This is a genomic window from Pseudoalteromonas sp. OFAV1 (assembly GCF_021532595.1).
GTDB classification, from domain to species: domain Bacteria; phylum Pseudomonadota; class Gammaproteobacteria; order Enterobacterales; family Alteromonadaceae; genus Pseudoalteromonas; species Pseudoalteromonas lipolytica_C.
Window position 1 is genome coordinate 60,149 of record NZ_JAKGBG010000013.1, and the last position, 19,221, is coordinate 79,369.

General features: G+C 38.3%; 18 protein-coding genes. All 18 read right to left on the reverse strand.

Annotated elements, in window-relative coordinates:
* Window positions 1-16: 16 nt before the first annotated feature.
* The 18 genes from L1267_RS09640 to tssH all read right to left on the reverse strand — a co-directional run bounded on the left by L1267_RS09640 (window position 17) and on the right by tssH (window position 19,216).
* Complete coding sequence (locus tag L1267_RS09640; protein ID WP_171040397.1) at window positions 17-532, reverse strand: DUF6795 domain-containing protein; 516 nt, start codon at window positions 530-532, stop codon at window positions 17-19.
* 141 nt (window positions 533-673) lie between these two features.
* Window positions 674-1,432: a hypothetical protein gene (locus L1267_RS09645; RefSeq protein WP_235382695.1), complete on the reverse strand. Its 759-nt coding sequence runs from the start codon at window positions 1,430-1,432 to the stop codon at window positions 674-676.
* Window positions 1,433-1,477: 45 nt separating this feature from the next.
* On the reverse strand, window positions 1,478-1,744 hold the full coding sequence (locus tag L1267_RS09650; RefSeq protein ID WP_135926863.1) for a hypothetical protein: 267 nt from the start codon (window positions 1,742-1,744) through the stop codon (window positions 1,478-1,480).
* Between the two features lie 132 nt (window positions 1,745-1,876).
* The gene (locus L1267_RS09655; RefSeq protein ID WP_235382696.1) at window positions 1,877-3,043 is read right to left on the reverse strand and encodes a lipase family protein; all 1,167 of its coding nucleotides are present in this window, start codon (window positions 3,041-3,043) and stop codon (window positions 1,877-1,879) included.
* 14 nt (window positions 3,044-3,057) lie between these two features.
* Complete coding sequence (locus L1267_RS09660) at window positions 3,058-3,552, reverse strand: DUF6795 domain-containing protein (RefSeq protein ID WP_235382697.1); 495 nt, start codon at window positions 3,550-3,552, stop codon at window positions 3,058-3,060.
* A gap of 101 nt (window positions 3,553-3,653) precedes the next feature.
* Entirely contained in the window at window positions 3,654-4,130 is a 477-nt protein-coding gene (locus L1267_RS09665; RefSeq protein WP_235382698.1) for a hypothetical protein, read from the reverse strand.
* Complete coding sequence (locus tag L1267_RS09670; protein ID WP_235382699.1) at window positions 4,130-5,041, reverse strand: hypothetical protein; 912 nt, start codon at window positions 5,039-5,041, stop codon at window positions 4,130-4,132. The genes L1267_RS09665 and L1267_RS09670 overlap by 1 nt, the downstream gene beginning before the upstream one ends.
* Window positions 5,042-5,175: 134 nt before the next feature.
* The gene (locus L1267_RS09675; protein ID WP_235382700.1) at window positions 5,176-5,655 is read right to left on the reverse strand and encodes a hypothetical protein; all 480 of its coding nucleotides are present in this window, start codon (window positions 5,653-5,655) and stop codon (window positions 5,176-5,178) included.
* Window positions 5,656-5,736: 81 nt separating this feature from the next.
* Window positions 5,737-6,063 (reverse strand): hypothetical protein, encoded by a 327-nt coding sequence (locus L1267_RS09680; RefSeq protein ID WP_138557111.1) that lies wholly within the window; start codon window positions 6,061-6,063, stop codon window positions 5,737-5,739.
* A gap of 287 nt (window positions 6,064-6,350) precedes the next feature.
* On the reverse strand, window positions 6,351-6,851 hold the full coding sequence (locus L1267_RS09685; RefSeq protein WP_138557110.1) for a hypothetical protein: 501 nt from the start codon (window positions 6,849-6,851) through the stop codon (window positions 6,351-6,353).
* A 5-nt stretch (window positions 6,852-6,856) separates the two neighbouring features.
* The gene (locus L1267_RS09690; protein WP_235382701.1) at window positions 6,857-11,479 is read right to left on the reverse strand and encodes an RHS repeat-associated core domain-containing protein; all 4,623 of its coding nucleotides are present in this window, start codon (window positions 11,477-11,479) and stop codon (window positions 6,857-6,859) included.
* On the reverse strand, window positions 11,479-12,321 hold the full coding sequence (locus L1267_RS09695; protein WP_138557108.1) for a hypothetical protein: 843 nt from the start codon (window positions 12,319-12,321) through the stop codon (window positions 11,479-11,481). The genes L1267_RS09690 and L1267_RS09695 overlap by 1 nt, the downstream gene beginning before the upstream one ends.
* Window positions 12,322-12,323: 2 nt before the next feature.
* Window positions 12,324-13,313 carry a hypothetical protein gene (locus tag L1267_RS09700; protein ID WP_138557107.1) on the reverse strand — a complete coding sequence of 330 codons (990 nt, stop codon included), beginning with the start codon at window positions 13,311-13,313 and terminating at the stop codon, window positions 12,324-12,326.
* Between the two features lies 1 nt (window position 13,314).
* On the reverse strand, window positions 13,315-13,605 hold the full coding sequence (locus L1267_RS09705) for a PAAR domain-containing protein (RefSeq protein WP_138557106.1): 291 nt from the start codon (window positions 13,603-13,605) through the stop codon (window positions 13,315-13,317).
* A gap of 20 nt (window positions 13,606-13,625) precedes the next feature.
* The gene (locus L1267_RS09710) at window positions 13,626-13,982 is read right to left on the reverse strand and encodes a hypothetical protein (protein ID WP_235382702.1); all 357 of its coding nucleotides are present in this window, start codon (window positions 13,980-13,982) and stop codon (window positions 13,626-13,628) included.
* A 1-nt stretch (window position 13,983) separates the two neighbouring features.
* On the reverse strand, window positions 13,984-15,837 hold the full coding sequence (locus L1267_RS09715) for a type VI secretion system Vgr family protein (RefSeq protein WP_235382703.1): 1,854 nt from the start codon (window positions 15,835-15,837) through the stop codon (window positions 13,984-13,986).
* Between the two features lie 71 nt (window positions 15,838-15,908).
* Window positions 15,909-16,388: an Hcp family type VI secretion system effector gene (locus tag L1267_RS09720; protein WP_105181734.1), complete on the reverse strand. Its 480-nt coding sequence runs from the start codon at window positions 16,386-16,388 to the stop codon at window positions 15,909-15,911.
* 224 nt (window positions 16,389-16,612) lie between these two features.
* The gene (gene tssH, locus L1267_RS09725) at window positions 16,613-19,216 is read right to left on the reverse strand and encodes a type VI secretion system ATPase TssH (RefSeq protein WP_235382704.1); all 2,604 of its coding nucleotides are present in this window, start codon (window positions 19,214-19,216) and stop codon (window positions 16,613-16,615) included.
* Window positions 19,217-19,221: the final 5 nt, after the last annotated feature.

Sequence of the window (19,221 nt, forward strand, 5' to 3'; positions counted from 1 at the left end):
TATGAGTCGTTTTAGGTTAAAGTTTACATGATGTATAAATCGCAAAAGTATGGCTTGTATCTTCTTCGATAGGAATATCGTATGTTTGTGGCTCTTTAGAGATATCGCATTTTAAATCAGCAAGTAATCGTTTGAGGGTTTTACTGTTTTCATGAAGTGACACAAGTGTATACCACAATACTATTCCCTCTGGCGTGCCATTCTCTAAATAAATGTGCTGTACCAATGAGTCATTATCGAACATGTTAGCTGGCTTACTGGTTTTAATTGTTTTTTCTGAAAACGTAAAATAGCCCTGTTCATCAGTTACTGTTTCGTCGATATATTCATCACCGTAAGTAAGTGAACGCATCACTTTGGTATTTGCAACAGGTTTTCCATCATCAAATAACTGTCCTTTTACAGGAGCAGACAAAATAAAATCACTTTTATTAAAGAAACCAAACATATTCGCAAATACCTGTGTTGTAGTGAATAAAACAAATAACGTAGCAATTAATATAGCTAAATGACTAATCCTTGATGAAAACACACCAAGCCTCCTTGCAATGCAATTTATGGCAACAAAAACCTTATTATGCTGATTTATACATTATTAATTCACGCAGAATAAAAACAACAAAACAGGTACAAATAATAACTGATAAATAAACCTACTTGCAAGGTTAAAAAATCAGACTTCAGTACTAAAAAACACTGCATATATAATTTTCACGATAATAGCTAATCCTATTCCCATTGATAATACATATGCATAGAAGAAAGCAATAGCGCCGCCAGAGGGATCATTTAGTTTATCAATTGCTATACACATTGAGCAGAAAATAAAAAATATGGCTATATTTATAAACAAGCCAAGAATAAAACTGCCATCAACGAGTGGAGATATACCTATTAACGCAGCCGCAAGTATCAAGAAAGTACCTGATAATGCTGGCTTTAACTGAAAGCGAAACTCAAGTCCTTTAAGTAAAAATGTAAAAACCATTAAACCTAAATAGTAAAATGAAGGCCAAAATAGCTGATAAAATGGCTCAACTAACTGAGCAGTATCAGCAATTGTTGTCTGAACTTCTGGTGAGCCTGTAAATAATGAAATTAACCAATATATAACGCCAAAAATAAGCAGCCACGACGTCACAAAACGCAAAGTTAGGATGATATCCAATGGCCTTTTGCCCTTTGACTCTAAAGTTTTAGCGAGTGTTAAACCTAATAGTGTGACGCCACTTAACATCCCAACTGCGAACCAAAACTGCTCCATGTAAAAATAAGCAACACTAGGCGTGATACCCAAAAGACCAAAGTTAAATAGCATGACAGTCGAATCTTGCGAGTCTTCATTAAGATCAACTTCTTTTGCAAATAACGCAAAGTAAATAAACAATGGCTGTAACAGCAGCATTAAAATGCACGCATTCATTAATGACATAAACCATCCTTGTACTTTGTTTACCTAAACTCAGGCTTTTGTAGATTACTGATTAATTCTTTGAAAATAAGGCTTAAGCTTTAAAAGTCCTGACTCAAGTTCAAACTTTTGAATGTTTGGATTGGTGGATTTTAGGCCATTAACTAAATGACTATGAATCATCGTAGCCATCCCCTCAAAGCCCGCTGGCGCACTGGCTAGCAAGTCTTTTAATAAGGGTTGAATAAGAACCTGATGTTCTTCGATTAAGTCCGGTTTGTTATAAACATCGTTGACTAGTTGAGTGAGTGTTTGTTGATGTTGTTGTTCCATACTGTTTCTATAGCGCATTTAACTGCGTTTATAGCTCCTTGCTGTGAGATTAAACTTCTTGATTTGAAATAGGTGAATAAAGCCCATCAGTTTTAAATTAGCGTATATGGGCTTCATACAATATGACCTTGTTTAACTAATTCCAATATAAGGAGATACTTTTACTGCTGCTATTACTAACTGATTGAGTTTCTCTAGCATCCAATAAAGTATTTTCTTCACTTTGGAATAGGTAATATCAACCAAAGTAACGCTAGACTTACCAACAAAGTTAAGTATATGGCCTAGCACCCCTTTACAATCTTCTGCATATTTCGAGGACATTTTTGATATTTCAACCAAGCTACGCGCTAAAGCATCATATATAGTTAAAGTACCAGCAACGACACCTTGCGCTAATATGCTTGTTATTTTGCCACTCTCTCGTAAGAGCGTTAATAGTGCGCTCGTGATTTTATCTGCCCAGAGAGCATTAAATGATGCATGGTGGCGATTAACGTACTTTAAACGTGTCATCGTCAAATTAGATAATGAGCCTCTTTCCATACTTTTATAGTCTGGGTAACGAGATGCGGTATTAATATAACCTGGTGCATTCCCTGCCATTTTGTGAGCAGCCCCAGTTAAAGAGACACAAGTACTAAGCCTATACTCGCTCCCAGCATGTACAAATGGCCAAACAGGTACCATAGGGACAGGATCACTCCTGTGTACTGCACGATAAATACCATTTAAATTTGTTTCAGTTTGAATTGCAAATGGGTTGCAGCCGACTCTAGGAGCACCAAATGTATATAACTTTACCGGCATTTTAAATTGCGACTTTATCCAATTAGCAGCCAATGTTGCAAGAGCACCACCTAAACTATGACCGACACAATGAACTGGTCTGCTACCTAATTTACTGAGTATCTTTGATAATTGTGGTTTAATAGATTCAAAAGTACGATTAAAACCTGCATGTACGGCTTTATAGTTTGGCCCCACAGTCATTCCGCAGTGTAAATCAGTTAGTGTGTCAGCAATACCTGCAGTACCACGGAAAGTTAACACTACTTCACCCTTATGGTTTCCTTTATTATTACCAATTCCAAAAAAGCCAAACCCTGTACAATGATCCAAAATATGCTCAGCAGCAGTTCCGCTAATGCCTGTAAACGTTGAAGCTGATGGATCAAATGCAAAGTGGCTAGTAATGATTGGGTTGGCATTTATTTTTCTAGAAGTATTATTTGCTTCTAAGCTTTTATAAGCAAAGTTAGCCAATTGCGCCGCTAAACTTGGCGATAAAACATTCATGTAATCTCCTTTTACTATCTAAAATCTTTAAAATAATCCGTGTCATCCTCGTTTTCGTATATTTCAAAGTCATTTTTCCATCTACAAATTGTCGAACCATAAAAATTTAAGTTCTTATTAGAATGGTTTGTAAATATGAAATCTACATTTTGAGATGATAAGTCAGCTATCAAGCTATTTAACTTTTCTTTATATTCATTTCGCTCTTCAATTCCTACTAACTCACAATTCCATAATTCGTATTCACTGGAATTGTATAAGACTGTTATATATTGGTAAGTAACTTCATGAGAAAACATATCTCCAGGAATTTTAGAGTCGATCACTACTTCAGGCATGAAGAATGAGCCATCAGCTGCAGTTAAAACTTGATCCTCTTTTTCAACTCTGTGGGCAAACTTCAGGTTTCGAAGAATAACAGCTCCTTCTACAGGTTTTCCCTTTAAAGTAATAACTCCCTTAACCTCAGAGCACATATGAACATCGTATTTTTTTATTAAGCCAAACATACACTTAAATCTCCCTTTAACTTATGACTGAAAGAATTTGTTACCTTCTCGGTATTATCAGTTTTAAGCTAAGATGCTTTATCCCTGAAAATTATATGGTATTACTTTCGATTCTGATTTCTATTGCGTAACACTTCTTGCTCAATTGCTACTCGAGCCTCTTTTATATCCTTAAAAAAATCAAACTGATATTGAACTAAGTTTTGGTATTTTTCACTTTTAATTATATAAAACGCGAGTAACATCAATACGATATTGATAGCAGAAGCTATTTTATAGGTAGCGCCATCAATTAATATAAAAGCAGGCATACAAATAAGTGCTAAAAATAACGCGTAATACTTTAAAATCTTTGCACACGTATAAGAGCCGTGGCTCACTTTAAAGTTTAATAGACAAAACGCTGTGCCAACAGAAAACAAAATACCAATAATCCATTCAGGCTCGGCACTAAAATATTGCGTTAAGAAAGTCATTCCAGAAAAAACAGTTCCCAAAAGTAAAAGCACGGTAACAAATAAAAATGACCGCAATAATTCCCAAGGTGGAAATATCGATACTCTATAGTTTTTTGACACTATTTACTAAACTCCTCATAAATTCCAACAGCAAGAGAGTTTACACCTCCTGATAATGCACTTCCGCTAAAGCTAATAGATGCACCTACAGCATCTTTGATTTGCAGCTTTAAAGCTTGTGTAATCTGAAGTCCACTATACCTTTTAGGAAATTGACCTGTTCTGACCATTCTTTTCAAAATATTATTAGACACTCCAGGATGATTCATCCTAATTATATCCTGCGTTAAACGCTTCCTTTCACTACGAGTAAGTCCTTTTAGTAATACAACTGTACTCTTGTTTGTATTTGCTTTTAATAATTTCACAGCTTTTAATGTTGCAGCCCCCGCAGCTGCTGCACCTGCTAATGAAATCACATCTAACGCCATGGTTACATTTTGATACCATTCTTTAGAGTCGTACAAATCATTTAACTCTGGATTTACGCTTTCGTTATAAGTTCGTACCCCTCCATTAATACATTGAAGTGAGCTTGCCGTACTTGCTGCTACAGCCAAATAAGTAACTGCTGAACTTGTCCCTCCAGAGAGTGGAATTGCAGCAGCACTTCCAAATACAACGATCCATCCTAACACTGCAGCGCTACAGCTTAAGACTGTGCCAGCAATTTCACCGACTAAACGAGACTCTCGTACATTGTTTTGACTATTTTTAAGATGGCCTGCAAACTCAGCCTGATTCATATTTCTAGGTTGTTCACGAAGTACTATCTTGGTGGGGGCTAAAGACGTGCCACTATAAGGTCTTAACTCTACGACAGTAAAACTTGAATCTATGTATACAACCCCGGCACCTGCCAAGCCAGGTATCTTATCGATACTTTTAAAAAGCCGCTCTTGATCCATTTCAAAACTAAGGCGTGCTCTTAACCCCCTTTCTTTGTAACGATGATAGTCACTATTGAACATTATTGAATCCTTTCTTTTCATTTAACTTCTATTAATTCACCCAAATCATTCTACAAATTTTATTTGAAGTATATTCAAGCCTTCTGCTCTAATGGGTATAGTATGGTATTAATTTACTAAAGTATCCCAAGCTTTCATTTTATGGTTAATTCTGAACCAAATGGTACTTTAAGAGTTTCTCGTACATATACATCTTTAGTCACAGGAGTAATTCCAGATAACAAAAAGAAAGTATTTAAATCTAAATAAACGGTCAACTCTCCTTCAACAGCCTCAAATGGGTTGTTATCTAAATCGCCCGAATTTTTAAAGCCCAATATATCAAAGCAACCTTCGATATCATTTAAATCTAAGTTTAAGTTTCGTAGAAACCCAAAGTGTTCATCACCATCATCACTTGAGGGTAGATGAAATAAGAAAACCCCTTGTTTTGGTACATTATATTTCTCAATACAGTCCTTACATAACCATGAGCAAGTATAATAGTCATCAGTAATTCCTATAACGTAAGGTACTGGCTCAATTTCCATCCTTCTATCAGCCTTCTTTTTTAAATGCCGACACACTTTTATAGGCTTGTTAAAGGGGTCAGGAGCATTGTCATAGCGACTCATTTAATTTTCCTGCTTTTAGATTCAATATTCTAGAATTCAGTTTATAGATTATTAATTTTTAACCCAATTGCATTCCATATGCTAATACCAAACTGCGCTGAAAATTAACCAAACAAGCATAAATATTAACACTGGAGCAACCTTGAAAATGACTTGTGGCAGATAAGTAGATTGATTCCAAGTAACTAGAACCCTATCCTTTTTAGGTAATTCTGACACCACCCTTAGATAAGCAACCATATACACTACAGAAGCGATTAGCCAAAGTAATATACCGGCACTTTTGGCTAACTCAGCAGCGTATAACGAAATAGGGAAAGGTATAAGAAATACGGCAACATATATGAGCGCATAAAGTTCAACTTTACACTTTTGTTCATCATTAAAAAACAAATCATTCCCCTGCATAAGTTAACACTCTTAAAATAGTGAATTTTATCACTATTTTAGCCACATGCCTTTCATCACCTCACGGCAAGCCAAAAAAACAAGCCAATAACTCCCCTCTCAAAAATAAGCGAATTAAAATAAATTTTAAATATGCGACTTTACATATTATTTACAAAACACAAAGACAATAAAAATAAATTAAAATACTTTTCAGCTTTCTCTATAATATTCCACACACTTTTTGATTCCAATTAACTTACTCAATACAAAAATACCAAAATGCAATCAATAATTAGTAAAAAAGTTCAGGAATATTTAGCAGCTATTTTTTTCATCTCTTCTAACAATCCACCTTTTAACATGTAATTAGGTATATCCCACCTTTGAGGTGCTATGTTAGAAATATAGCTTTTCCTATTTCCGTTCCAAATATTCAACCCAGGTAGGTTTTCAGCACAACAATGAATCATTGCATTAATACCAATCGTCTCTCCATCAAACTCAGCCGATATGCTTCGCTCAAAGTTTGAAAACCCCCCTTCACTTTTCTTTTTAAAAAAGCCATTTTCTATTTTATCAATTATCCAAGGCAATGCAGTTAACGGGTATTCAGACTGCGTATATCTTCTTATTTTTTTCATTTTAGAATAGAAGTTAGAGGACACGATTAAATAATCCCCTTTTTTAATAAGTAAGTTTCTTTCATCTTGAAACATCTCATAATTAAGAGCCAAAAGTACTACTTCATCACTCTGCAAATTTTTATGATCAATTAGCCCTAAAGGAGACTTTATTATATCCTTCACTGTATTTATCCTTTAATAGGTGTTAAATGGATTGTCGTTACATTTTTCATTTCTGCAATTGTAGGGGGGTCATTTTCCAATGTTAATGTTTCTACCACACCATGGTCGTTTCCGGCATGTCTGCACTGCGTCATCCCATCACCAGTAAATTCACTATTCGCGCCAAACTCTGTCCTAAGGGCATGCCGTGCTGCAAATTTATCTTCTTTCACCTTATCATCTAGAGATTCTATAAACTCATCTTGATCCTTCGGATTAAACTCATTTAAACCATTTTCCCAATATTCTCTCATATGAGCAGCATACTGCTTTTGATAATCAGAATTTAGAACACTACCTAAAGCATCATGGTGTTTTGGTTCAAGATGTTTCCTCGCTGGTTTTTCTAATTCACTCCACGTGGGCACAAAGGTATTTTCACCAAAACTATTCAAATCTTCACCGCGATCAACTATATGAAGCACATACTCCTTAGATGGGTCACAACCGGTTGCCAATAAATCTGCAATTATCTGTGGGTCGCTGTCAGCATTCTCAAGCATATCAAAACTAGTTGCCCACATTGCGACTAAACCATTTGGTTTTTGGAAGGCTAATTTTGCATCAGCATTATTATTCACTGGTTGAAAACTTACTAGGAATCGTGACTTCCCAACAGAACCATCTTTTGATTTTTTCACTAACTCAGCGTCAGTATATTTTGCTTTGTAGCCATCTTTAATAATATTCTTACGAGCAATATCTAACCTTTCCAAGCACTCTTCGAGAGATTTTGGTTCTGGATTTGAATCGACTTTTTCCTCTTGAACTAACTTTTCAGCAGTACCAAGGTTAATATGGTTAACCATTTCATCTGCTGTATAAGGAGATGCATCTTCTGGGAGTTGGGATAGTTTAATGATTTTTACTTTTAGTTCAGGTGAAATAGCTGAATTAGCATCAAGTGCTGCTTTTACTTTTGCCTGTCCTTCTTTACATAACAACCCAAACGGATCTACCCAATTAACCGGATTCGGCGCATATTGGTAGTGGTTTATGCCGCCTACTAAGCCTATCGGGTCTTGGTTTATAAAGCGTTGTTGTTTGGGGCTGTAATAGCGGTAGCGGTTGTAGTGTAGGCCGCTTTCATCATCAAAATATTGTCCTTGAAAACGTATTGGCTGAGTGAAGCTGTTTTCTTTATTAAAGTCAGTATCGGCTTTTGGTTCTTCATAGCCGTACACATCGGCGTGGTTTTGCCATACAACTTCTGCATTGTTGTTTGTAACAAAACGTGGGGTATTTAGTTGGTCTAGGTGATAGTAGTACAGCTCACCTTGTTTAATCAGTGCGACCGGGTGAAATTGATTGGGTAAGTTGATGTACCAGGTATACTCGCCGTGCTGGTATTCACCTATTAGCTGGTCGTTATCCCAAATATAATCAATCTTGCCATGCTCAGTCTGCTTAGCAATGCGACGACCCAGTGGGTCGTAGTCGTAATGTGTTAGCGTGCCGTTGTTGTTAAAGCTGCTTAATTGGTTGAACGCATTGTATTCACGGTGCGTTTTTATACCTTTGCCCGTTTCGCGTACTTGGTTACCACAGTCATCGTATTCAAAATCGCTATCGCCAAAATGGGTTAACCTGTCAGCATCGACTTGGCTATGTGTAACAGCATCATTAGCTTCTTGTTTATTGACTGCTTCATCATGCTGCACTTGAGTTTGGCTAATCGGGTTACCAAAGCTGTCCCACTGAAATTGCTTGGCTTTTTCTGGCGCTTGTGTACCCGAATTTGCACCAGCTAGATTTTGCTGAACTAATTGGCCAAGGCTATTGTATTCAAACTGTGTATTTTGGCAGCTAATGCCTTGTTCTTCACGCGCAATGAGTTGATTAACCGCATCATATTGATAATCACAGCTATCAAATAATGTGCGCTCTGGATGTGATAGTTGCTGCTGCGTTAAACGCCCAAAAACATCAAACGCCTGATTAAGGGTAACCTGATTACCGAAACCCTGAGTTTTGATATTATTTTGGCTGTCGTAGCCAAGCTCAACGAGTTTTGCTAACTCACCATCCGCTCGCTTTACCTTTATAGCACTTAACTGGCCAAAAATATTGTAGTTATAATAAAGGGTTGTTGAGTCTGGCAAGGTAAGAGACTGTCGTCTGCCATAGTCATCGTAGCTGTATGCAAGTTTATGAGTTTGAGACTGGTTGTGGATTTGCTCAACACTGAGTAGCCGTCCGCCTTTATCAAACGACTGTTTAATCGTTGATTGCTCATTATGAGCACGCGCTATTTTACCCTCTGGCGTATAACTGTAATGGTTAGCGTTATTAACTATGTGTTTATTTGTGGCTAGACTTGCGTGCTGCGAAATAACGCGGCCTAGCTTATCACGCTTAATATTTACATGGCGTTTGTCGCTTTGCGTGACAGCCACTAAACGATTACATGCGTCGTACTTAAATTGCTGCTCAGTACCATCAAAACCCGTGATTTGTGTTGGGTTTTCATTTGCATCGTAATTGATACGATAAATATGGCCGTCACTACGCTCGATTGCGGTTAAATTTCGCTCTTTATCATACGTTAAATGCAGTGCACTGCCATCTGGCTGGATCACGCAGTGGGGCTGGCTTAGTCCCTCAAAATGCTGCTCTGTGGTATCACCATTACCGTTTTGCGAACTAACTAATCGACCAGCATCATCATAAGTAAAAAGCTGCTGTTGTTTGTTATCAGGGTTACTTTGCTCAAACGCGGTTGTTTCAACTAGTTGCCCTTGCTCATTATATTTATATTGAGTAAGCAGACCGGCTTGGTTAATGGTTGCGTTTACACGACCGAGGTTATCGTAGCTGTAACGAATGAGCTCATCATTATGCTGCTTTGCAAGTAGCTCACCTTGTTCATTCCATGTGTATTTTAATACATGACCATTTGGCGTGACATGCTGGGTCAAATTACCTTGTTTGTCGTAACTGTAAAGTGCTATTCGCCCATCTGCTTGGGTTTCACTTTGTAATAACCCTGAGGCACTGTATTGGCGTTTAATCTTCTCGCCATTTGGCAAAATAACAACGACTTGTTGACCAAGTTGGTTATAGCCAAATTGAGTGCGGTTACCATCAGCTTGGGTGACTGATTCAAGTTGGCCGTATTCAGTATAGGTATAAAGCGTTTGATAGCCTAGAGCATCAGTTTGCGCTACTTTTTGTCCAAGCGAATTGTAATCATAGCGTGTGATATTACCATTGGCATCAGTGTGCTCAATCAGCTTACCTTGCTCATTGTGAACAAAGTGCTCTTGGTTGCCGCGTGAATCTATACTGGTTGTTTTATTGCCTTGATACTCGAACTGATAGCAATAGGTATTGTCATCACCCCACTGTTTAATACATTTGGCATCATAACCATATGAGTCCCACTCAAAGTGATGACTAAAACCGCTTGCTCTAGTTCGCTTTATTAGTAAATTTGCAGCGTTATACTCATAACGCTCTTGTTCAGCAAATTGGTTTGTTGCCACCACTAAGTTTGACTGTTCATCATACTCATAACTGGCTAACGGCTGATCTAAAAGAACTAATTTTCCTTGTTCATTAGTACGATAAGCGTGCACCGTTTTGAGCAAACCGTGCTTATTATATTTCAGTACACAACCGCGAACTTTGTTTACTTCAATACGGTGTAAACGCTCCATCGAATCATAATAAAAACGGGTGCTTTGACCTTTTTCATTGATGATTTTTTCGAGCAACCATGCTGATCCACCCGGCATAAACGTCAAGTGTTTATCATCTGGTGTTACTAATACTTGCTTGCCATTTTCTTTATAATGAAGCACCAAGTTACTACTTAACTGATAACTCGATTGCCCCGGCTTCACTTTTTCAAACTTATGAGTCGCACCATGTTCGTCGTGATACTCAAGCCAGTAGGTGCCCTTTTTCTTTGGGCCCACTTTCGGCGGTGGTAGGTAATGCTCGGTTAATTGCACTAAATAATCGTGTCGCCAGCCATTTCCCAGTATTGTTTTTTGATTACAGTGAGACGAACGATACAACCGACGCCACGTTAAAGGCCTATTTGCGGCTAATGAGAAGTCAGTTAAAGGAAGAATTTCTTCGCCTGTTAGCATCGAAACCGGGTCTGAACGGCATTCTTGTTCTGTTATAGGCGATTCACTTGCGGTTGTGTTACTGGCACTGCCCTTATTGCTAGCAGGAGCTTGTGTTGCTTTTTTGGCATTACCATTACTTGGCACAGCCGAAGATGATGAGCTGCTACTCTGTGATGAGCGAGTATTATCACTGACTTGAATGGTGCTTTTTACTTGCTGCTGGAAGCAAGTAATAGCACCTGAGGTTAAGGCTTTTATCAAAGCCGATGCAGTTTCACGCGCTGTTGCTTGCCTTGGACAATTAATACCAGCAACATTTAACAATTGAATAAGATCTAATCGTTTAGCAGCATCGCCACTTAATACCGCGCCAACCTCTGCTACAAATTTGTAGGCACTATCCGGCGTATTCGTTGCGACAGCAATAAATCCACTGGGGGCTGGCTGTTTAGCTAACACGAGGCAGATGGGATAACGTGTTCCCTGTAACACAACTGCTTTACTATCCATTAGTTGCACATTTCCTTACTTATCCATAAGTATGACGCGACGGCTTGGTACTTGTTGTACTCTTGCGAAATTATTAACGCCTGCCCAAAACGCTCAGCATAAAGTGAGCTATTTGTCAGGCTTGCGAGGTTTACAACCCCTTCTATTGCTCCCATTTTGCCTAATTTATAATTAGGAAGTTGGAACATCGTTTGTTCATTAATTTTTTTACTTAAAACAGGTAAATAACTTACCCAATCATCACTTTCTAGGCCATTACCTGGGGCAAATACTAAATCTATTTTTTGTTCATTTAGCGATAAAATACGTTCAAGCTCTGCATGTATAGGCTGATGTTTTGCTATATCCACAGAAGAACACATGCTCGTAGATTGCAACGCCCAGCCTACCTGAGTAAATTCAACACATGCCTTACAAGCCGCTATACCTAAATATTCAAAGCCGTTATGCTTTGAGGCTTTAAACACACCATCAATTGCTACCACATCAAAAGCACTAAAATTTTGCTCTTTAGCTATTGCAATCGCACTGTGCATACCGTTTGCGCCTTCAAAAATCATCTGTTCGACAGCAATGCCGTAACGCTGCTGAAGGCTATTTATAAATAGTGTTTTATGATCAGTTTGAAAAGGCAGTGCCGGTAATAACCAAATTAACGGTTGCTGCACGTCTGACTCTTTCAATACTGACTTTGCTTTTACAATACAGTCATAAATAAAGGCATCAAATGAATGCCAGTTTTGCACTTGCTCATGACCTGAGCTCCCCTCTAGTACTAATACTTCTGGGGCTACTTCATAAGGTGTATCAAACTGCTGTATTGAAATTTTAAATGCACTCAATGCTAACTCGCTTGACTATTTTGACAGTCATATTTAAGCGCATTTAAAATTGTAATCACCTGCCAACTAAAAAAATCAACACCTTGCAGGCTTGCTACACTGACAGGCCTATTCATCGCAAAGCCATAAACCAGAGTTTGATCATTAAAGTTGATCTTTTGCTCTGGCCAACTCAATGCAAATTGGCGCTGAAAATCAACAGCGGCTTGCTTACAATCGCCAGCCTGAACTTGAGTATCAAATGCAACTAATTCATCGAGCTGACTACCTAAGCAGCGTTTAATACCAGCAACAAGATTCTTGGCCGACCTCACTTCGGTCAACAGTGCAACAGCCATGGGGACATATTTTGTTGCCCCAGTTTGCAATAGCACCGCAATAGCTTGCTCTCGAGTAAACTGCTGGCTCACATAGTTGCAAACAAAATTCATCCTTTGTGGGTCTAGCAATAATAGGTACACAGACATTAACGGTGAATTAATCATCGCAGCCTTTTCAAATGCGTTTACTGTTTCTTGCATTTCAGGCATATCTGGGAGTTGTTTTACAGCACGTTTTATTGCTTTATAAATAATCGCCTTTGTATCTGAATTACCGTACACATTTGCCCAATTCAAAAAGTCGCTATTGGCGGACCCACTTATTGTTAAGCTTTTCTCCAAAAGCTTATTTTTTAAAAGCGTAAACTCATGTCGGTTTAATAACCCCAATAACCTCTGCTTTTGAGAGTTCGACATTAATAGCAGCGCAACCAAGCACGCTTCAGCAATGTCATCTAATAACGTTTCTTGCTGCTTTAACGTCTCAATTTCTTCAATAATGCGTTGCACCATTTCAAACTGTACATTGCTAGCACCCTGATATGCTTGTACTTTTAAAGCTAATTGCTGACGAACTTGGTCGATAAACCCAATGCTATAAAACGCACTTTGCTGCATCACATTTAAATTTGAAAGAGCTGCTTTATGCTCATTTAAAATGAGTGATAACACCTTATCCACCAATTAAAACTGTTGGGTTACCTAAAACAATTTTACCGCCATGAGAAGTACTGTCTCCCATTCGAGCAGCGGGTTTTCCGTTTATTTTGACTGTACCCGAACCGCTATTAATACTATCTGGCGGGCCTATACAAACAAGCATGTCACCTTGTCTTGCTGCAGGCATATTGCCAATCAACACATTAGCCGAACCCACTACAATTGGCCCTCCAACATGAGGAACTGTACCTGTTACTTTTGGACAAACATGCATATGCCCTAACGTTGAAGCGGGTTTTCCCATAATGCCTTCCTTGTTTTTGGCTATTCGTTTAAAGGAATAACTTGTAACTTATTTGTGCACACGAGTTTTGCTAACTCCTGCGCTATTTCGTCGTACGAAAGATCATTTATTATTGAGCTTGTTTGTGTAGCGTATTGGTAAATATGCGACAACACATTGCTACTATTGAGTACAGGGTGAAGGTTTATAAAAAATTGCTCAGCAAAATAACCATCTAGGCCCTTAAAATAATCTATTGGCAAGTTCAAAAACGGATCATCGGGGCGGTTGACACAAAGACATACCAAATGAGGTAAGCCATAACGGCAATAAACGGTAAAGCCATTGCTTGCTGCACCATGAACGAAACCTGATTGAAACGTATTTTGTAATTCCATGCTAGTTCAACTTTATCATGCCAGCAGAAAGGGTTATTGCACTTCCATCAACCTTCACGTTACTGCCTTTAATATTGATATTTGTGCCTTCTATAGAAATATTACCGCTACTACTCATAGTAATTTTTGCCGAACCGGTCTTAATAACAATTTCTTTTCCAGCTTCAATATTAAGTGATTTACCCACTTTCAGCGTGTCATTTTCACCAATATCAACGGTGCGATTCACTTTTACTTTTGCATCATCGTTGTTGCCAACTTCGAGGAAACGATCATTATCAATTTTTTCTTTTTGATCATTTTTTACATACAGCTGCTTATCTTTTTCAGCTTGCATGTAAACAAGTTCACTGCCTTTTTTATCTTCAAAACGAAGTTCATTAAAATTATCTGCTCCACCCTCTTTTGTTGAGCGTGTTTTGATACCGCTTTGTGTTTTATCTGCAGGCAATGCATAAGGAGGCATTAAATCAGCGTTGTATACTGCACCGCTAATGATTGGCTGATCAGGATCGCCATTAATAAAGTCGACTAACACCTCTTGCCCTACACGAGGAAAGAAAAATGCGCCCCATTTTTTACCTGCCCAATTTTGCGCAACCCTGATCCAGCATGAACTTTGCGAGTCTTTTTTACCTTCTCGGTCCCAATCAAACTGCACTTTCACACGCCCGTATTGGTCAACCATAATTTCATCTGCGCTGTCGCCCGTCACTATGGCTGTTTGCACACCATGAATAACAGGCTTTCGCATGCTGTGCGCTGCACGATATGGCACATCTTTTGGCACACATTCAAAGTGGTTGGTAAATACTTCTTGTGCACCAGATTGCTGAGATCCTGACTGATTTGGCACCGTAATAGAGGTTAATAACGAGGTGATAGCAAACGTTTTACCTTCTAGGCGCGGGTCTTCATGCTTTTTAAAGCTAAATAATTTACCCACCGAGAATGAACGGCAATCACTTCTACCGCTACTTAACTTCATATTACGCTGTAATGATTCTAGCTGTACGGCTGCTAAACCTGCAGCTCTTGGATGGGTTTCGGCTTCGGCTGTGTATTCAAAAATTTCAGCGACTGACTGAGTCGGTAAATCTGCTTTTTTGTGATCGCCATCAGGGTATCTTGGTGGTTGTTTAAAATCATAGCCAATACGCTTGTAACTGCCAGGCGCAATACTTAAACCACCTTGCCATTTATTAATGTGTGACTCACTGAGGTGACCAGAGGTAAACTCAACTTTTGCTTCTGCGCACTCTTCGTAAGCCGTTATATCATCTGCGAGCACTAGGGTATGTGCACTGTTACTATGCTCGAAAAAATAAAAAATACCTTCTTGCTGAAATAAGCGTTGAATAAAGTCAAAATCTGACTCTTGGTACTGAACACAGTACTCGTACTTTGGATACGTTTTAGTTGTATTATCCTTAAAAGCGACACTATGTTGACCAAACAAATCGGCAAAAATATCTTTTATTGTTTTCTTTTGAAAGATCCGACTGTTTTTTCGGTTTCGCATTGATGCTGCGAAAGGCACAATAGTGGCGTGGTAATCTATATAATTTTTTTGTTCATCAATATCAGCAGTGCGACTACCATTAGATACTAATTGACTAACTATACCATGAAAATAACGCTCACCTGCGCTATCGGCATTTTTTACTTTAATAGAAACAGGTTTTCCCACCAGATCTTCATGCGCTATTTGTGTGCCTATAGTGAACATATTCACTGACATCACAAACAAATCAGACATAGACTCTTGCACCACCAGCCGAGTTAAGTAAAGCGTATCTTTACCTGCTGGGGTGTTAATCTGAATTACATTGTTATCTTGTGTTGCTTTTTGCATTCCATGCTTCCTATTCCTAAAGATCAAAAAAGCTCTGAGCAAAACTCAGAGCTATTAGGTACTGCAAAAAATTACATTTGCTGACCTTTAACACCGCTGTAACCATAAACAAGTGGTGCAGTGATGTTATTTTTGTCGTCAGTAGGAGTAACAGTCATCATCATTTCTGTGTAGCTGATAGTGATTGTTTCAACTGGACGGTCATTTTGAACAGATACAGAGTAGCTAGAAATCATTGCATCTGTAAGTTCGATTTTCATGATTTCTTCAACTTTATCACCTTGCTTAGTGATGTGGAAAACAGCCGGTAGGCCTTTACCAATTGTCGCTTCTTTGAAAAGGTCTGGAGACGCTTTATCTTGAAGTTTAGTGATAGTTACATCACCTAAGCGAGTTGAGCTAGATTCACGGTCCATTGCTGTACCAGTGTGTGCTGAAATTTCACGGCTAACGTTCCAATCTAATGATAAAACTGTGATTAAATCTTTAAAAGACTCAGCAGTAGTTTCGCCTTTAATTGAACCGTATTTTAAATATGTATTTGATTGCATTTGATAATGCTCCTTTTAATTTATAAATAATATCCATTACATTGGATCATTTACTTTTGGTTTCCCAAAATTCCTTTGAAATCATTATCTCTAACTGCGCAACGAAAAGGTCTTCAATATCCTTTCCCTAGACGAAGACAATGTCTCAATGTTCCATCAACTAATGAAGACGGACAAATTATAATCCGACTCCAAAAAAGAAACAAGAAACTAATTTAAATATATTAATTTATATTAACAACAAATGAATCATCATTTAAATCTAATAATATACTATTGATTTTACTACCAGTAACAAGGCTTTCAAGTAAAGATTCAGATAATAACGGCAGGACATTATTTTGCAATAATGCATGAATATTCCTTGCACCCGAACCAGAGTCATTACAATTGTTAACTATATAATCTACAACAAAATCTGAATATAAAAAATCAGATTTGTAATTTTTGTTAACTCTATCTTTTATTTTACTTAATTGAAGTTTTGCAATTTCCGCAAGAGTTTCTTTATTAAGTGGCAAATAAGGAATCACATTAATGCGACCAAGGAATGCAGCTTTAAATACTTCCAGTAAATCACTTTGAATAGCCTTTTGCAGACCCTGAACGCTTGGCGCTGTTTCTTCGTCTTCAAATAAGCTCATTGTTGTATCAGTACCCACATTCGAGGTCATGATGATAATCGTGTTTTTGAAGTCGATATCTCTACCTTCTCCATCTTTAATTGTGCCTTTGTCAAACACTTGGTAAAAGATGTCATGTACGCCTGGGTGCGCTTTTTCAATTTCATCTAGCAAAATAACACTGTATGGCTTACGTCTGATCGCCTCTGTTAATACGCCACCCTCGCCATAGCCTACATAACCAGGAGGTGATCCAAGTAGTAACGATACTTTATGCTCTTCTTTGTATTCTGACATGTTGATGATTGTGATGTTTTCTTCACTGCCATACACTTCATTCGCTAATGCAAGTGCCGTCTCCGTTTTACCAACACCACTAGGACCCGCTAGCATAAAAATTCCATTCGGACGGCTTTCGTCAGCTAATTGCGCTTTAGATGTCTGTACAACTTTTGCAATTAACTCCAACGCATGATCTTGGCCAACAACACGCTCTTTCATTGTGCTTGCTAAATTAAGAACACTCTTCACATCATCTTCATGCATCTTGCCAACAGGGATACCAGTCCAGTCAGAAATAACTTGCGCAATTAACTCATCATCAACCTGCCAATGCACCATGTTAGAATCATATTTGGCCAAGCTTTCTTTGCATTGTTGAAGCTTTTCAATTTCTGCACTTGGCTGTTCTGTTTCATCATTCAGGCCTGTGATGACTTCTTTTACATCTTTAATAAGTGACATTTCATTTTCGAATTGCGACTTCAATGGTGAAAGCTGCTCTGTAATTTGCTGGCACTTATTTGTTAAACTCTCAAGCACCTCACTGTGATTTAACCCTGTGCGTTGCTCACGAGTTAACATATTGATTTGCGACTCTATTTCTGAGCGTTCATTTTCAAGAGTTTCGATAGAATTAGGAGTTGATGCTTGGCTCATTGCAACGCGAGCGCAGGCTGTATCAAGTAAACCCACCGCTTTATCAGGAAGTTGTCTGCCGGTGATGTAGCGGTGTGATAAATGTACTGCGCTTTCTAGTGCTTGCTCGGAAATGAACACATTATGATGTTTTTCCATAACAGGCACTAAACCACGTAACATCGCAATTGCTTTTTCTGGTGTAGGCTCTTCCACTTTAACGACTTGGAATCGACGAGCGAGTGCAGCGTCTTTTTCAAAGAACTTCTTATATTCAGCCCATGTAGTGGCTGCAATTGTTCTGAGTTCGCCGCGCGCTAGCGCCGGTTTTAATAGGTTTGCAGCATCATTTTGACCGGCTTGACCACCACTACCGATCATTGTGTGTGCTTCATCGATAAATAAAATAACCGGAGTTGGGGTGTTTTTAATTTCCGATATTAAAGACTTTAGCCTATTTTCGAATTCACCTTTCATACCGGCGCCGGCCTGTAATAAAGCGAGATCTAGGGTGTGAATTTTTACATTTTTTAAAACATCTGGAACACTGCCTTGAGCAATTCTTAGCGCTAATCCTTCAACAACAGCGGTTTTACCAACTCCTGCCTCACCAGTTAGAATTGGGTTGTTTTGTCTACGTCGAGTAAGAATATCGACCATTTGTCTAATTTCAAAATCACGCCCCAAAATTGGATCTATTTTTCCTGCTTTTGCCTGGGCTGTTAAATCAACTGTAAATTGATCTAAACTAGGCGTTTTAGAACTTTTAGATACCGATTTTTCAGCTTGGCTCTTTGCCACAGAGCTTTGCTCCTGTGACTTAGCGACCATTTCAGGCCAAGCATGCAATAATTGCCCTGCTTCTATCTTATTAAACTCTTTACTACAACGACTCACTAAACTTGCTAAGGTGTCATCTTTTACCAGCGTGTAAATTAAGTAAGCACTACGAATTTGTGTATCTGTAAAATCAATGCTCGTACTAAGCCACGTTTGCTTGAGCAAACTGGTAACATGCATCGATAAGCTCGGTGATGAATTACAACCCGTTTTGTGCATTTCTAAAGACTTATTTAAATCATTTTTTAACGAGTCTCTATCAATATCGTAAGCGCTCAAAATAACTCTAAAGTCATCAAGTTGTTGCTCAAGCATCGCTAGTAACCAATGCTCTAATTCAACAGTAAAGTGGCTTCGGCTATTACAAATTGCAACAGCCTGTTCAAGACTCTTTTTGCACTCTGGGCTTAGTTTTTCTACGAGTGTATTTAGCGTCATTGTAGACATAATAT

What these genes read in the sequence shown, in the direction of transcription:
- L1267_RS09690 (WP_235382701.1), bottom strand. Translation starts at nt 11,479, where the DNA reads ATGGATAGTAAAGCAGTTGTGTTACAGGGAACACGTTATCCCATCTGC.
- L1267_RS09675 (WP_235382700.1), bottom strand. Translation starts at nt 5,655, where the DNA reads ATGAGTCGCTATGACAATGCTCCTGACCCCTTTAACAAGCCTATAAAA.
- L1267_RS09645 (WP_235382695.1), bottom strand. Translation starts at nt 1,432, where the DNA reads ATGTCATTAATGAATGCGTGCATTTTAATGCTGCTGTTACAGCCATTG.
- L1267_RS09650 (WP_135926863.1), bottom strand. Translation starts at nt 1,744, where the DNA reads ATGGAACAACAACATCAACAAACACTCACTCAACTAGTCAACGATGTT.
- L1267_RS09720 (WP_105181734.1), bottom strand. Translation starts at nt 16,388, where the DNA reads ATGCAATCAAATACATATTTAAAATACGGTTCAATTAAAGGCGAAACT.
- L1267_RS09670 (WP_235382699.1), bottom strand. Translation starts at nt 5,041, where the DNA reads ATGTTCAATAGTGACTATCATCGTTACAAAGAAAGGGGGTTAAGAGCA.
- L1267_RS09680 (WP_138557111.1), bottom strand. Translation starts at nt 6,063, where the DNA reads ATGCAGGGGAATGATTTGTTTTTTAATGATGAACAAAAGTGTAAAGTT.
- tssH (WP_235382704.1), bottom strand. Translation starts at nt 19,216, where the DNA reads ATGTCTACAATGACGCTAAATACACTCGTAGAAAAACTAAGCCCAGAG.
- L1267_RS09660 (WP_235382697.1), bottom strand. Translation starts at nt 3,552, where the DNA reads ATGTTTGGCTTAATAAAAAAATACGATGTTCATATGTGCTCTGAGGTT.
- L1267_RS09655 (WP_235382696.1), bottom strand. Translation starts at nt 3,043, where the DNA reads ATGAATGTTTTATCGCCAAGTTTAGCGGCGCAATTGGCTAACTTTGCT.
- L1267_RS09715 (WP_235382703.1), bottom strand. Translation starts at nt 15,837, where the DNA reads ATGCAAAAAGCAACACAAGATAACAATGTAATTCAGATTAACACCCCA.
- L1267_RS09705 (WP_138557106.1), bottom strand. Translation starts at nt 13,605, where the DNA reads ATGGGAAAACCCGCTTCAACGTTAGGGCATATGCATGTTTGTCCAAAA.
- L1267_RS09710 (WP_235382702.1), bottom strand. Translation starts at nt 13,982, where the DNA reads ATGGAATTACAAAATACGTTTCAATCAGGTTTCGTTCATGGTGCAGCA.